Raw genomic sequence first — 13,978 nt, 5'->3', positions numbered from 1 at the left:
GCGGCCGTCAGTTGGTCCGGCGCCGGATCAGGTACGCGATGCCGGCGAGGCCCAGCGTGATCATCACGATCACGGCGGTGTTGAGCATGAGCACCCGGCGCAGGTCGCCGACCGCCGCCGTGAAGTCCCGGGTGGGGTCGAGCCCGTCCGACTCGGCGGCCGCGCCGCCGCCACCGATGCCGCCGGTGACCTTGGTGGGCTCGCCGGGGAGCGGCAAGCCGACCGCGCGCAGCGCCTCGATCATGTTCAACCGCCCGTAGAACCAGGCGGCAGAGGTCACCCGCTGGTCCGGCTGGATGCTCGGCCGGTAGGCGCGCGGCCCGCCCTTGGCCATCGGATACAGGTCGTACGTCTGCCGCGCCTCGTCGCCGACGGTGACCACGACCGTGTACTTGCGACCGAGGTCGGCCCCGGCCGACGGCTCGCCCTGCCCGACGCCGGTGCGTAGCCAGCCGACCTGGTCGAGCAGGGTGGCGAAGAGCGCGGCGTCCCGATCGGACCGCAGGCTCACCGGGTCGCCGATGCCCTCGGGCTTGATCGTCAGGGTGGTGGGCGTGGGCTTCGGGTTGGGGGCCGCCTCAGCGGCCCGGCCGCCACCCAGCGCCAGGCCGAGAGCCAGCGTCGTGCCGAGGGCCAGCGTCACCAGCACGGTCAGGATCCCCGGCCGTCGCATCCGACCGACCATGCCGACCTCCTCGCCCCGTCCGACGATGGCTGGGCCGCCGCGCCCGTGCGGTCCAACGATCCGGCGATCGTGGGCCGGGACTGCCGGGTCCCACCTTCAAGAGATTGCGCGGGATACCGTTCCGGCGCAGCAACCGGTCCGGTATTTGGAACCATGTGCGATCCGTACCCGATGATCGTGTGCGGAATCGTAACGCCGATGGCCGATCCCGTGGGGGCGGGCCCGCCTCCGGCAGGGCCGCCGCTTACCCCCGCGGGTGGTCGCCCGCGGGTGGCCCCGACGCGCGGCGCGACTCCGCGATCACGGCAGGCCGAGCTGGTCGGCGAGCCGGCGCAGCTGGTGGTCGAAGAACTCCCGGCGGGCATGGACGACGTTGTTGAACTGCCCGAAGAGTTCGAAGCTGACCACGCCGAACAGGCTGGTCCAGGCGAGCATGGCGCGGGCGATCCGGGTGGGGGACAGCTCGGGGGCGAAGTCGGCCATCGTGGCCATCAGGTCGTCCCGGACCACCTCCGGCAGGGCGTCGGCCGGGTCCGGCTCGACCAGCGTGCCGGCCCGTACCCCGTCGACGAGGACGCCGACCAGGGTGGCCGGGGTGCGGCTGGCGGCCGTCACGGTGTCCATCGGCGCCGCGTAGCCGGGCACCGGGCTGCCGAACAGCAGGGCGTACTCGGCGGGGTTGGCCAGCGCCCAGTCGCGGACCGCGTGGCAGATCGACAACCACCGGCCGCGCAGGTCGGCGCGGTCGGCCACCGCGGCGTCGGCGGCCTCCGCGGCCGCGCCGAGCCCGCCGTACGCGTCGATGATCAGCGCGGTGAGCAGGTCGTCCCGGCTGGCGAAGTAGCGGTACAGGGCCGAGGAGACCATCCCCATGTCCCGGGCCACGGCCCGGAGCGACAGGTTGGCGCCGTCGCTGGCCAGATGGCGCCGGGCGGTGGCCTTGATCTCGTCGGTCATCTCGGCGCGGACGCGGGCACGGATCGATCCAGCGGACATGTCAGCGATTGTTGCACACATTCGAGAGCACTGCTCTTGACGAGCCGGCGGTCGTCATGTGAGAGTTGTACTCAACAGAGAGCGGTGCTCTCGCTTAGTCGGAGGTCAATCATGTCGACGCATGTCATCGTGGGCGCTGGCCAGGTCGGGTCGACCGCCGCGCTGCTTCTCGCCGGGCGCGGCGAGCGGGTCCGGGTGGTCACCCGCTCCGGGACCGGCCCCGAGCACCCGCTCATCGAGCGGGTCAGCGCCGACGCCACCGACGCCGGCCGGCTCACCGAGCTGACCCGTGGCGCGGTGGCCCTCTACAACTGCGCCAACCCGCAGTACCACACCTGGCTCACCGACTGGCCGCCGCTGTCGGCCGCGCTGCTGACCGCCGCGGAGCGCACCGGCGCCACCCTGGCCACCACGAGCACGCTCTACTCGTACGGTCCGGTCGACGGGCCGATGACCGAGGCCACCCCGCTCGCCGCCACCCATCCCAAGCTGCGGATCCGTGGCGAGATGTGGCGGGCCGCGCTGGCCGCGCACGAGGCCGGCCGGATCCGCGCCACCGAGGTACGGGGCAGCGACTACATCCAGGGGCGGGGTCTGCTCAGCTTCGGCCCCGGCAAGGCGGTGCTGGCCGGCAGCCGGGCATACTCGCCGGCGCCGCTGGACGTGCCGCACACCTGGACCTCGACCGACGACGTGGCGCGGCTGCTGGTCACCGTTGCCGCCGACGAGCGCGGCTGGGGGCGGGCCTGGCACGTGCCCAGCCCCGCGCCGCTCACCGTCCGGGAACTGCTCACCCGGTTCGCCCAGGTGGCCGGGGCGCCGACGCCGAAGCTGACCGCGATCCCGTACCCGGTCTTCTGGGCCGCCGGCGTGGCCAGCCCGATGGTCCGGGAGCTGCGCACCACCCGCTACCAGTTCACCCGGCCGTTCATCATGGACTCGACGGCGGCCACCGAGACGTTCGGGCGCAAGCCGCAGCCGCTCGACGACGCCCTCCGGGAGGCGGCCGACCAGCTGCGCGGCTGACCGGCCCTCGCCCCAGCGGCCCTCGCCCCGGCGGCCCTCGCCCCGGCGGCCGCCGGCCGGTTAGGAAGGGCCCCTTCTTATACAAAAAGCGATAAGAAGGGGCCCTTCCTTTCGTCCGTTACGGGGTGGTGCAGCTGAGGGTGGGGGCGGTGGGGGCGCCGGCGCCGAGGAAGCCGAAGGTGGTCGAGCCGCCGGCCGGCACCGCGCCGTTGTACGAGACGTTCCGCACCGTGACGGACGAGCCGCTGGTGCTCAGCGTGCCGTTCCACAGCTGGGTGATGCTCTGGCCGGCGCCCAGGCTCCACCGGACGGTCCAGCCGGAGATCGCCGAGCTTCCGGCGGTCACCGTCACCTCGCCCTGGAAGCCACCCGGCCAGGTGCTGGTGGTGCGGTACGTGGCGGCGCAGGCGCCGGCGGCCGGCGGGCTCGACGGGGGCGGGCTGGACGGGGGCGGGCTGGACGGCGGCGGGCTGGACGGCGGGGTCGACGGGCCGCTCGTGCTGGGGGTCGGCGTGGGGCCGCCGGGCGGGACGAGCGGGCAGGTCGCGCTGTACCGCGACACGCCGCTGCTGTTCGCCAGCGTCGGGCACATGAACTGGCTGTACCGGGTGTCGTTGTCCAGGAACAGCTTCAGCCAGGGGATCAGCACCCGCATCTCGGTCGGGTTCGACCTGGTGAACGAGAGGTGGTCCTGGCCGGCGAGCTCCGCCCAGGCGTGCTCCACCCCGGCCGGGATGGTGTCGTAGATGCCCTGCACGTAGGCGGGCGTGACCGTGCCGTCGTTCTGGCCCGAGAGCAGCAGCAGCGGCACCTGGTCGGCCGACATGTTGTAGGCGTTGCCGGGCGCGCCCGGGGCGAGGCCGACCGCGGTCTTCAGCGCCGGTCGGCGCAGCGCCGAGGTGAGGGTGCCACCGCCTCCGGCCGAGTGACCCAGGACGCCCAGCCGGGAGCGGTCGACCCGGTCCCGCACCGGGCTGCTGGTGGTCAACCAGTCCAGCGCCGCGAGTTGCTCGGTGGACCGGGCGTCCGCGCCGTCGCTGCGGCTCAGGGTCTCGACGCCGATCACCACGAACCCGAAGGACGCCAGCCAGGGGCCCATCCAGGCCTCCTCGTTGGCGAACAGGGCGCTGTAGCCGGGCACGATGGCCACCGCGGCCCAGGTGCCGAGGCTGGTGTCCGTGGGGTAGTAGACGAACCCGCCGTTGAACCCGTTGCCCGGCGCCACGGTCAGCTGCGCGGTGGCGAACGGGCCGCGGCTGGCCGAGATGCTCGCCAGGGTGGGATCCGGACCCCGCTGGTACGGGTTGTCGGCCGCCGCCGCCGGCGCCATCCCGGTCAGGCTGCCGCCCAGCGCCGCGCCGGCCAGCACGAGGACCAGCAGCGCCGCGGCCGCGAGCGCCGGTCGGAAGGATCTCTGTCTGACCATCGCGCGGCTCCCTGTCGTCGACGTGCCCGACCCGATGCCGTAAAGCTAGGCTGTTATCGCTAACATAGCAAGGTGTCTATGAAGCCGAACCGGCCGGACCTACCGGGCGGACCCGTCGTTCGGGCCCGCCAGCGGCAGGCGGTCAGGGCAGCCGTACGCGGGCGGCGCGCAGCCGGGTGAGGGCGCGGTCCCGGCCGAGCACCTCGAGCGACTCGAACAGCGGCAGCCCGACGGTCCGGCCGGTCACCGCGACCCGCACCGGTGCCTGGGCCTTGCCGAGCTTGAGCCCGCGCTCGGCGCCCACCTGCTCCAGCGCCGCCTTGGTGGCCTCGGCGGTCCACTCGGGCAGCGTCTCGAAGGCGGCCACCGCGGCGTCCAGCAGCTCCGCCGAGCCCTCCTTCATGGCCTTGGCCCAGGCCGCCTCCTCGACCAGCGGCGCGTCGAGGAAGAGGAAGTCGACGTTCGGCACGATCTCGCTGAGCAGCGCGATCCGGGTCTGCGCCAGCGGCGCCACCGCGGCGAACACGCCCTCGTCGAACTGCTCGGGCCGCCACGGCGGCGGGGCGATCGTGTCGGTGCCGGTCAGCCACGGCCGGCAGGCCGCCGCGAAGTCCTCGACCGGGAGGGCCCGGATGTACTCGCCGTTGAAGGCCCGCAGCTTCTTCTCGTCGAAGAACGCGGGGGAGGGGTTGACCTCCTCCAGCCGGAACTCGGACTCGATCACCGACCACGGCACGATCTCCCGGTCGCCCGAGGGCGCCCAGCCGAGCAGCATCAGATAGTTGCGCATGGCGTCGGCCAGGTAGCCCTCGTCCCGGTACGCCTCAAGCGCGACCTTGTCCCGGCGCTTCGACAGCTTCTGCCGCTTCTCGTTCACTACGACCGGCACGTGCGCCCAGACCGGCGGCTTGACCCCGAGCGCGTCCCACAGCAGCTGCTGCTTGGGCGTGTTCGGCAGGTGCTCCTCGGCCCGGATCACGTGGGTGATCTCCATGGTGATGTCGTCCACCACATTGGCCAGCAGGAACACCGGCGAGCCGTCGCCGCGGGCGATCACGAAGTCCTCGATGAGCCGGTTCTCGAAGGTCGGCTCGCCGCGGATCAGGTCCACCACCACGGTGGCGCCCTCGTCCGGGGTACGGAACCGTAGCGCCCGCTTCTCGCCGGGGCCCAGCCCGCGGTCCCGGCAGAACCCGTCGTAGCCCGAGTATTGTGAGCCGCCGCGCAGCTGCACGTCCTCCCGGGTGCAGTCGCAGTAATAGGCGCGGCCCGCCTCGTACAGCCGCACCGCCGCGGCCCGGTGCTCGGCCGCATAGCTGGACTGGAAGTACGGCCCCTCGTACGCGTCCCGGTCGATCCCGATCCACTCCAGCGCGGACAGGATGCCCTCGGTCCACTCCGGGCGGTTCCGCGCGGCGTCGGTGTCCTCGATCCGCAGGACCAGCACCCCGCCCTGCTGCTTGGCGTAGATCCAGTTCTGCAGCGCCGACCGGGCGCCGCCGACATGGAACATTCCGGTCGGGGATGGGGCGAAGCGTACGCGTACCGTCACGGGGTCAAGCCTACGGCGGACCCGGCGGGCGCCCGCCACCAGGTTTCGAATGCGCGGCCCGCCGGCTGGGTACCCTGCCCGCGGCTCGGGCGCGCCCGAGCCGCGGCGCGGTGCGAGGGGGAACGGTGGGCGGCGGAGTGGGACGGCGTGGCGGCACGGTGGAGCAGCCCCGGCCGGCGCCGGCACGGCGTCGGCTGGCCGGGCCCGAGCTGCTGGCCCTCGGCCTGCTGCTGGCCGGCCTGCTCTGCCTGGTCACCGGCCTGGTGTCGCCGCACGACGCCGGCGCCACGCTGCGCCGGATCGGGCCGCTGCTGGTGTTCCTGTTCGCCGTGCTGATCCTGGCCGAGCTGGCCGCCCGGGCCGAGCTGTTCGACGTGCTGGCCACCCGGCTGGCGAGGCTGGCCGGCGGCAGTTACCCGGCGCTGTTCGCCCTCACCGTGTGCCTGGCCACCGTCACCACCGGGGTGCTCAACCTGGACACCACGGCGGTGCTGCTCACCCCCGTGATGATCGCCATGGCGGTCCGGATCGATGCCCCGCCGCTGCCGCTGGCCATGACGACGGTCTGGCTGGCCAACACGGCCAGCCTGAGCCTGCCGGTGGCCAACCTGACCAACCTGCTGGCGGCCGGCCGGCTGGACCTCGCGGTCACCCGGTTCGCGGCCCGGATGGCCCTGCCCCAGCTCGCGGCCGTGCTTGCCACCGCCGCCTCCCTGTGGCTGTTCTACTGGCGGCGCGGCGCGCGCGGCCGGGACCGGTACGCCCCGCCCGACCGGCACGCCCCGGCCGACCGCGTTCTCTTCCGGGTGGCGGCCGCCACCTGCGCGGGCTTCGTGCTGGGCATCGTGGCCGGGGTGCCGATCGAGGTGGTGGCGGTGGCCGGCGCCGTCGTGCTGGTGGTGGCGTACGCCGTCCGGGACCGCGCGGCGCTGCGGTGGAGCCTGGTGCCCTGGCCGCTGCTCGCCTCGGTCACCGGCCTGTTCCTGATCGTCGACACGGTCGTCCGGTACGGCCTGTCGAACCTGCTGCACGCGGCCATCGGCGCGGATCCCGGCGCGGCCGGCGTCTGGCGGGCGGCCGGCGCCGGCGCGGTGCTGGCCAATGTGATCAACAATCTCCCGGCCTACCTGGCGGGCGAGGCCGTGATCCCGGCCGGGCACACCGATCAGCTGCTCGGGCTGCTCGTCGGGACGAACGTCGGCCCGCTGGTGCTGCCGTGGGCCTCGCTGGCCACCCTGCTCTGGGTGGAGCGCTGCCGGGCCGCCGGGGTGACCGTGCGGTGGCCCCGGTTCATCGCCACCGGCGCGGTCACCGCCGCCCTCGCCCTGGCCGCCGCGACCGCCGCCCTGGCCTGGCTGTGAAGGAAGGGCCCCTTCTTATCGCTTTTTGTATAGGAAGGGGCCCTTCCTAACGCCTCGGCCCCGGCTCACGGCACGGAACGGATCTTCACCACCAGGGCGCTGCCGAGCAGGGTGACCACGGCCGTGGCCGCGTACAACGTGGGGTAGCCGCCCAGGTGGACCACGATGGGTGCCGACAGCGCGGGGCCGAGCACCTGCGGCGCCGAGTTGGCGATGTTGATCACGCCGAGGTCCTTGGCCCGGTCCGTCGCCCGCGGCAGCACCTGGGTGATCAGCGCGGCGTCGACGGCCAGGTAGACGCCGTACCCGGCGCCCAGCAGCAGCGCCGCCACCACCGCGGCCGGCCACACCGGCCAGACCGCCAGCAGCACCGCGGCCACGGCCATCACCAGGCCGGAGACGATCACGTACACCTTGCGCCGGCCGGACGCGTCGGACAGCCGGCCGGCCACCACGGCGGTGGCCATCATCCCGGCCGTGTAGAGCAGGATCAGCATGAGCAGCCCGCCCTGCGGGTCGGCCAGCCGGACCCCGTCGGTGAGGAAGTAGAGCAGGTAGAGCGTGCCCAGCGCGTTGCCCATCTGCACCAGGAACCGGGTGCCCCAGGCCCAGGCGAAGTCCGGGTGCCGCCGCGGGTCGATCCACAGCCCGGTCACCAGGCGCCGCCAGTCGCGCGGCGGCCGGTGCTCGCGCGGCAGCGGGTCGTCGGCGGTGACCAGCGTAAACGGCAGTGCCAGCGCGAGCACCCCGAGCGCGACCGCCAGATAGCCGGCCCCGGTCCCGCGCACCACCGCCGTCACCAGCACCGCGCCGACGACCAGGCCGAGGGCCTGCGGGATGCCGACCCAGCCCGAGACCCCGCCGCGCTGGACCACCGGCACCCGGTCCGGGATCGCGGCCGTGAGCGTGGCCAGCATGGCGTTGAAGCAGATCTGCGCGGCCACCCAGGCCACCGCCACCCCGGCGATGGTGTGCTGGCCGGCCAGCAGCGCCAGCGCCAGGGCGCCGAGCACGGCGCCGCCGGCCGTCCAGACGTGCCGCCGGCCCAGATCCCGGCCGAACAGCCGCGGGCAGGTGCGGTCCGACAGCGCCCCGGCCAGCGGGTTGGCCAGCACGGCGGCCAGCGCCCCCAGCCCGGTGACCAGGCCGAACATCGTCTCCTTGCGGGTCGGGTCGATCCGGGAGATCTGCTCGGGCAGCAGGATCTGGATCGGGGTGAAGAACGCCATCCAGACGCCGAGGTTGGCCGCGAAGATCCCGGCGATCCAGCCCCGACCCACCCGGACCGTGGGCTCGGCCAGGGCCGCCGGCAGCGCCGCGCCGCCGGGCGTGGTCGCCGCGCCGCCGGGCGCCGCCGGAAGCCCGGCCGCCGTGGGCGCCGCGCCGGCCGCCGCCGCGCCCAGGGCGCCGAGACCGGCCGCCGGCTGCCCCGGCAGGTCCGGCTGGGACGGTTGTACGGCGGTCACGGCCGGGCGATGAGGTCGCGGTACCAGGCGTACGACGACTTGGGGGTGCGGACCTGGCTGTCGTAGTCCACGTGCACCAGGCCGAACCGCTTGGTGTAGCCCTCGGCCCACTCGAAGTTGTCCAGCAGCGACCAGACGAAGTAGCCGCGCACGTCGACCCCGTCGGCGATGGCCCGGGCCACCGCCCGCAGGTGGCCGTCGAGGTAGGCGATCCGGTCCGGGTCGTCGCAGCGGCCGTCCGGACTCACCTCGTCGTCGTAGGCGCAGCCGTTCTCGGTGATCAGCATCGGCGGCAGGTCGGCGCCGTACCGGTCCTGCAGCAGGGTAAGCAGGTCGTACAGCCCGTCCGGGACCACCGGCCAGTCGAAGCTGGTGGTCGGGTAGCCGGCCAGCGGGACCAGCTCGAACGGCAGCGGCGCGCCCGCCTCGGGCGCCCGGATGCCGGTGGGGTTGTAGTAGTTGACGCCCAGCGCGTCCAGCGGGGCGGCGATGGCGGCCAGGTCGCCGTCGCGCACGACCGCCGGGTCGACGCCCGGCGCGTCCGGGTAGCCGCGGCCGAACAGCGGGTCGGTGAACAGCCGGTTCTGCAACGCGTCGTACGCCGCGCCGGCCGCCCGGTCGGCGTCGCCCTCCCCGAGCACCCGGACTGGGGAGTAGTTGTTGGTGATCGCCACCGGGGTGCGGCCGTGGGCCCGCAGCGCCGCCACCGCGAGGCCGTGCCCGAGCAGCAGGTGGTGCGCCGCCGGGAACGCGCCGAACAGCTCGGCCCGGCCGGGGGCGTGCACGCCCAGGCCGTACCCGAAGGTCATCTGCACGAACGGCTCGTTCAGGGTGATCCACAGCTTCATCCGGTCGCCCAGCCGGGCGGCGACCAGGTCGGCGTACTCGGCGAACCGCTCGGCCGTGTCGCGGTCCAGCCACCCGCCCCGATCCTCCAGCGCCTGCGGCAGGTCCCAGTGGTAGAGGGTGGCCACCGGGTCGATGCCGTGTGCCAGCAGCGTGTCGACCAGGCGGTCGTAGAACCCCAGGCCGTCCGGGTTGGCCGGCCCGGCGCCGGCCGGCTGGATCCGGGGCCAGGCCACCGAGAACCGGTACGCGGACACGCCCAGCCCGGCCATCAGCGCGACGTCCTCGGCGTACCGGTGGTAGTGGTCGCAGGCCACCTCGCCGCTGCTGCCGTCGGCGATCCGGCCGGGCTGCGCGGCGAAGGTGTCCCAGATGGACGGGCCCCGGCCGCCCGCGGACGTCGCGCCCTCGATCTGGTACGAGGCGGTGGCCACGCCCCAGGTGAAGGCCGGCGGGAAGGCGGGCATGGGTGCCGGGGTGGTCATCGAACCTCCGAGAAACGCGAGTGTTGCTCGGACTTTAATTCCCCCGGCGTGTCGGGCGGAAGCCGTCCGATTCGCCCTCTAAATGGGCATAAAATTGCTTAATCATGGATGTCCTCAGTGGAGACGGATGAACAATGATCCTGGTTGAGCGCAGCGCGTACGTCCGAGCGCCGATCGACGCGGTGTGGGACGTGGTCCAGCGGGCCGAGCAACTGCCCTCCTGGCTGGCCGGAGTGCGGCAGGCCGAGGTGCTCTCGGGCGAGGGCTACGGCCGCCGGCAACGGGTGTACGCGTCCGGACGGGGGGCCAGCCACGAGGCCGAGGTGATCGTCTACCAGCCGCCCACCCTGATCGGCTGGCGGGAGCGGGCCAAGGGCGCCGGCGCCCGGGCCGAGGCCCGGACCGAGGTGTACGTCCAGCTCAGCGAGGAACCCGAGGGCACCTCCGCCCGGCTCATCGTGGTGCGCTGGCCGGCCGGCAAGGTGAGCGGCGCGCTGCTGCGGCTCGGCATGCGCAAGGTGGGCGCCGACCTGGAGGGATCGCTCGCCCGGCTCACCGGCCTGACCGTGCCGGACCGCGCCCCGGTCGGGGTGGCGGCCGGCGCCGACGAGTCCACCGACTCCGGCCTGGGCCTCCTGACCCACTGACCCCGCCTCCGGGTCCGCCCCGGTCCTCCCCGATCCAAAGATGATCAAGAGGTTTGCGTCAGAATCCGCGTGAACTCTGACGCAAACCTCTTGATCAACGGGGCGTTACGCGGCGCCGGTCAGGAGTCGCCGCCGGTCTCGCCGACCGGGGCGGCGTTGACGTCCTCGATGGCGTACTTCTTGGCCGCCTCCGCGGCCACCCCGGCCGGCACCGCGCCCTCGAGCGCGAGCTGGCGCAGCGTGGCCACGGCCACCGACTCGGCATCCACGTGGAAGTGCCGGCGCAGCGCGTGCCGGGTGTCCGACAGGCCGAAGCCGTCGGTGCCCAGCGAGGTGTACCGGCCCGGTACCCAGCGCGAGATCAGGTCCGGCACCGCGCGCATCCAGTCGCTGACCGCCACCTTCGGGCCCTCCGCGTCGGCCAGCTTGGCCGTCACGTACGGCACCCGCGGCTCGGCGCTCGGGTTGAGCAGGCCCTCCTCCTCGCATTCCACCGCGTCCCGGCGCAGCTCGGTCCACGAGGTGACCGACCAGACGTCGGCGGCCACCCCCCAGTCCTGGGCCAGCAGTTCCTGGGCCCGCAGCGCCCACTGCATGGCCGTGCCGCTGGCCAGGATGTTGGCCCGCGGCGCCGCGCCGCCGTCGCGCCCGGGGATCTCCGGCGCCGGGGCGTACCGGTGGATGCCCCGCTTGATGCCCTCGGCGTCGACGTCCGCCGGCTCGGCCGGCTGCAGGATCGGCTCGTTGTAGACGGTGAGGTAGTAGAAGACGTTCTCCTGCTTCTCGCCGTACATCCGGTGCAGGCCGTCCTCGACGATGTGCGCGATCTCGAACGCGAACGCCGGGTCGTATGCCAACACGGCCGGGTTGGTGGCCGCGATCAGGTGCGAGTGCCCGTCCTCGTGCTGCAGGCCCTCGCCGTTCAGCGTGGTGCGGCCGGCCGTGGCGCCCAGCAGGAAGCCGCGGGCCATCTGGTCCGCGGCGGCCCACAGCCCGTCGGCGGTGCGCTGGAACCCGAACATCGAGTAGAAGATGTAGACCGGGATCATCGGCTCGCCGTGCGTGGCGTAGGACGATCCGGCCGCGGTGAACGAGGCCACCGAGCCGACCTCGTTGATCCCCTCGTGCAGGATCTGGCCGGAGGTGTCCTCCTTGTACGACAGGAACAGCTCGCGGTCCACGGCCGTGTAGTTCTGCCCGTGCGGTGAGTAGATCTTCTTCGTCGGGAAGAGCGAGTCCATCCCGAAGGTGCGGGCCTCGTCCGGGATGATCGGCACCCAGCGCTTGCCGAACTCCTTGTCCTTCATCAGGTCCTTGAGCAGCCGGACGAAGGCCATCGTCGTGGCGATCTTCTGCTTGCCGGAGCCCTTCTTGACGTCGCCGAACTGCTTCGACTCGGGGATGGCCAGCGAGTGGCTCTTGATCTCCCGGGTCGGCAGGTAGCCGCCGAGCGCCGCCCGCCGCTCCTGCAGGTAGGCGATCTCGTCGGAGTCCTTGCCCGGGTGGTAGTACGGCGGCAGGTAGGGGTTGGCCTCCAGCGCCGAGTCCGGGATGTCCAGGTAGAGGCGGTCGCGGAAGGTCTTCAGGTCCTCCAGCGTCAGCTTCTTCATCTGGTGCGTGGCGTTGCGGCCCTCGAAGTGCGAGCCCAGCGTCCAGCCCTTGATGGTCTTGGCGAGGATCACCGTCGGCTGGCCGGTGTGCTCCAGCGCGGCCTTGTACGCCGCGTACAGCTTGCGGTAGTCGTGCCCGCCGCGCTTGAGGTTCCAGATCTCGTCGTCGCTGAGCTGGTCGACCATCTTGCGGGTCCGCGGGTCGCGGCCGAAGAAGTGCTCCCGGACGTACGCGCCGGACTCCGCCTTGTACGTCTGGTAGTCGCCGTCCGGCGTCACGTTCATCAGGTTGACCAGCGCGCCGTCGGTGTCGGCGGCCAGCAGCGGGTCCCACTCCCGGCCCCAGATCACCTTGATCACGTTCCAGCCGGCGCCCCGGAAGAACGACTCCAGCTCCTGGATCACCTTGCCGTTGCCCCGCACCGGCCCGTCCAGGCGCTGCAGGTTGCAGTTGACCACGAAGGTGAGGTTGTCCAGCTCCTCGCGGGCCGCCGCGCCGATCGCGCCCAGCGTCTCCGGCTCGTCCAGCTCACCGTCGCCCAGGTAGGCCCAGACGTGCTGGTCGGACGTGTCCTTGATGCCCCGGTGATGCAGGTAGCGGTTGAACCGCGCCTGGTAGATCGCGTTGATCCCGCCCAGGCCCATGGAGACGGTGGGAAACTCCCAGAAGTCCGGCATGAGCCGCGGGTGCGGGTACGACGGGAGGCCGCCACCGGGATGCGACAGCTCCTGCCGGAAGCCGTCGAGCTGGTCGGAGGTGAGCCGCCCCTCCAGGTAGGCGCGGGCGTACATGCCCGGCGAGCCGTGGCCCTGGTAGAAGATCTGGTCGCCGCCGCCCGGGTGGTTCTTGCCCCGGAAGAAGTGGTTGAAGCCCACCTCGTACAGCGACGCGGAGCTCGCGTACGTCGAGATGTGGCCCCCGACGCCGATCTCCGGCCGCTGCGCCCGGTGCACGAGCATGGCGGCGTTCCACCGGATGTAGGCCCGGATCCGCCGCTCGACGTGCTCGTCGCCCGGGAACCACGGCTCCTGCTCCGGCGGGATGGTGTTGATGTAGTCCGTGGTGGTCAGGGGCGGGACGCCGACCTGGCGCTCCCGGGCCCGCTCCAGCAGACGCAGCATCACGTAGCGGGCACGCTTGGCGCCCCGCTCGTCGATGACGCCGTCCAGCGATTCGACCCATTCGGCGGTCTCGTCGGGGTCGATGTCCGGCAGCTGGCTCGGCAGGCCGTCGCTGATCACCGGGCGCTTGCGCTCCGTTGCCACAGGCGTTCCCTCGGTTTCGTGTGGGATAGGTCTCTAGCGCAATACTGCCCCTTGTGCCCCGGTCCCGTCACCTCCGGCGGCCCCCGACGCGACGCTCGACACAGGTACTGGCCGGTAACCGAAGGGAGGGCCCCCTCCGACCGGAATCCGTTGTATCAGGGTCCCCTCTCAACCGACTGGGGTAAGACTGGCAGCCATGCGCACCGACATGATCACCGTGAACACCGGGTCCCGGCCGACCGTGCGGGACATCACCACCGAGGCGCGCCGGTTCGTGGCCGGGCAGGGCGACGGACTGCTGCACGTCTTCGTGCCGCACGCCACCGCCGGGGTTGCGCTCATCGAGACCGGTTCCGGCTCGGACGAGGATCTGATCACGGCCCTGAACGAGCTGCTGCCGACCGACCAGCGCTGGCGGCACCGGCACGGTTCGCCCGGGCACGGCCGGGACCATGTGCTGCCGGCCTTCATCCCGCCGTACGCCTCGATCCCGGTGCTCGACGGCGACCTGGCGCTCGGCACCTGGCAGTCGATCTGCCTGGTCGACCCGAACGGCGACAACCCCACCCGCCAGATCCGCCTCTCCTTCCTCCCCGGCTGATCCCTCCCCGG

General features: G+C 72.8%; 10 protein-coding genes and 1 pseudogene. 4 read left to right on the top strand and 7 right to left on the bottom strand.

What is annotated here, in order from left to right:
• Nucleotides 1–7 precede the first annotated feature (7 nt).
• Together ACFFHU_RS20110 and ACFFHU_RS20105 are read right to left on the bottom strand one after the other, a co-directional pair.
• Entirely contained in the window at nucleotides 8–685 is a 678-nt protein-coding gene (locus ACFFHU_RS20110; RefSeq protein WP_377341061.1) for a hypothetical protein, read from the bottom strand.
• A 300-nt stretch (nucleotides 686–985) separates the two neighbouring features.
• A complete protein-coding gene (locus ACFFHU_RS20105; RefSeq protein WP_377341059.1) occupies nucleotides 986–1,681 on the bottom strand; it encodes a TetR/AcrR family transcriptional regulator in 696 nt (231 codons plus the stop codon).
• A 111-nt stretch (nucleotides 1,682–1,792) separates the two neighbouring features.
• Here ACFFHU_RS20105 and ACFFHU_RS20100 point away from each other — a divergent pair, with 111 nt between their 5' ends.
• Entirely contained in the window at nucleotides 1,793–2,707 is a 915-nt protein-coding gene (locus tag ACFFHU_RS20100; protein ID WP_377341058.1) for an NAD-dependent epimerase/dehydratase family protein, read from the top strand.
• Nucleotides 2,708–2,825: 118 nt separating this feature from the next.
• Here the strand turns inward: ACFFHU_RS20100 and ACFFHU_RS20095 are convergent, their stop codons facing one another.
• Nucleotides 2,826–4,133: a poly(ethylene terephthalate) hydrolase family protein gene (locus ACFFHU_RS20095; protein WP_377341057.1), complete on the bottom strand. Its 1,308-nt coding sequence runs from the start codon at nucleotides 4,131–4,133 to the stop codon at nucleotides 2,826–2,828.
• A gap of 142 nt (nucleotides 4,134–4,275) precedes the next feature.
• Nucleotides 4,276–5,685 carry a glutamate--tRNA ligase gene (gltX, locus tag ACFFHU_RS20090; protein WP_377341056.1) on the bottom strand — a complete coding sequence of 470 codons (1,410 nt, stop codon included), beginning with the start codon at nucleotides 5,683–5,685 and terminating at the stop codon, nucleotides 4,276–4,278.
• Nucleotides 5,686–5,810: 125 nt separating this feature from the next.
• Here gltX and ACFFHU_RS20085 point away from each other — a divergent pair, with 125 nt between their 5' ends.
• The gene (locus tag ACFFHU_RS20085; protein ID WP_377341055.1) at nucleotides 5,811–7,046 is read left to right on the top strand and encodes an ArsB/NhaD family transporter; all 1,236 of its coding nucleotides are present in this window, start codon (nucleotides 5,811–5,813) and stop codon (nucleotides 7,044–7,046) included.
• Between the two features lie 65 nt (nucleotides 7,047–7,111).
• Here the strand turns inward: ACFFHU_RS20085 and ACFFHU_RS20080 are convergent, their stop codons facing one another.
• Both ACFFHU_RS20080 and ACFFHU_RS20075 read right to left on the bottom strand, forming a co-directional pair.
• Complete coding sequence (locus ACFFHU_RS20080; protein ID WP_377341241.1) at nucleotides 7,112–8,359, bottom strand: MFS transporter; 1,248 nt, start codon at nucleotides 8,357–8,359, stop codon at nucleotides 7,112–7,114.
• Nucleotides 8,360–8,508: 149 nt separating this feature from the next.
• A complete protein-coding gene (locus ACFFHU_RS20075; protein WP_377341053.1) occupies nucleotides 8,509–9,843 on the bottom strand; it encodes a GH1 family beta-glucosidase in 1,335 nt (444 codons plus the stop codon).
• Between the two features lie 134 nt (nucleotides 9,844–9,977).
• Between ACFFHU_RS20075 and ACFFHU_RS20070 the strand changes: the two are divergent.
• A pseudogene (locus ACFFHU_RS20070) lies at nucleotides 9,978–10,418 on the top strand (SRPBCC family protein); the annotation flags it as partial.
• A 191-nt stretch (nucleotides 10,419–10,609) separates the two neighbouring features.
• On the opposite strand, the gene aceE reads toward ACFFHU_RS20070, so the two are convergent.
• On the bottom strand, nucleotides 10,610–13,366 hold the full coding sequence (gene aceE / locus ACFFHU_RS20065) for a pyruvate dehydrogenase (acetyl-transferring), homodimeric type (protein WP_377341052.1): 2,757 nt from the start codon (nucleotides 13,364–13,366) through the stop codon (nucleotides 10,610–10,612).
• A gap of 196 nt (nucleotides 13,367–13,562) precedes the next feature.
• Here aceE and ACFFHU_RS20060 point away from each other — a divergent pair, with 196 nt between their 5' ends.
• Complete coding sequence (locus ACFFHU_RS20060; protein ID WP_377341050.1) at nucleotides 13,563–13,967, top strand: YjbQ family protein; 405 nt, start codon at nucleotides 13,563–13,565, stop codon at nucleotides 13,965–13,967.
• Nucleotides 13,968–13,978: the final 11 nt, after the last annotated feature.

The organism is Plantactinospora siamensis (assembly GCF_042434095.1).
Classification (GTDB): Bacteria; Actinomycetota; Actinomycetes; order Mycobacteriales; family Micromonosporaceae; genus KBS50.
The sequence above is the reverse complement of the archived record's forward strand: the minus strand, read 5'-3'. Positions and strand labels throughout refer to the sequence as shown.

Bases quoted from the DNA above. Each gene is read 5' to 3' on its own strand.
- ACFFHU_RS20105 (WP_377341059.1), bottom strand. From the start codon at position 1,681: ATGTCCGCTGGATCGATCCGTGCCCGCGTCCGCGCCGAGATGACCGAC.
- ACFFHU_RS20100 (WP_377341058.1), top strand. From the start codon at position 1,793: ATGTCGACGCATGTCATCGTGGGCGCTGGCCAGGTCGGGTCGACCGCC.
- ACFFHU_RS20075 (WP_377341053.1), bottom strand. From the start codon at position 9,843: ATGACCACCCCGGCACCCATGCCCGCCTTCCCGCCGGCCTTCACCTGG.
- ACFFHU_RS20095 (WP_377341057.1), bottom strand. From the start codon at position 4,133: ATGGTCAGACAGAGATCCTTCCGACCGGCGCTCGCGGCCGCGGCGCTG.
- ACFFHU_RS20060 (WP_377341050.1), top strand. From the start codon at position 13,563: ATGCGCACCGACATGATCACCGTGAACACCGGGTCCCGGCCGACCGTG.
- ACFFHU_RS20110 (WP_377341061.1), bottom strand. From the start codon at position 685: ATGGTCGGTCGGATGCGACGGCCGGGGATCCTGACCGTGCTGGTGACG.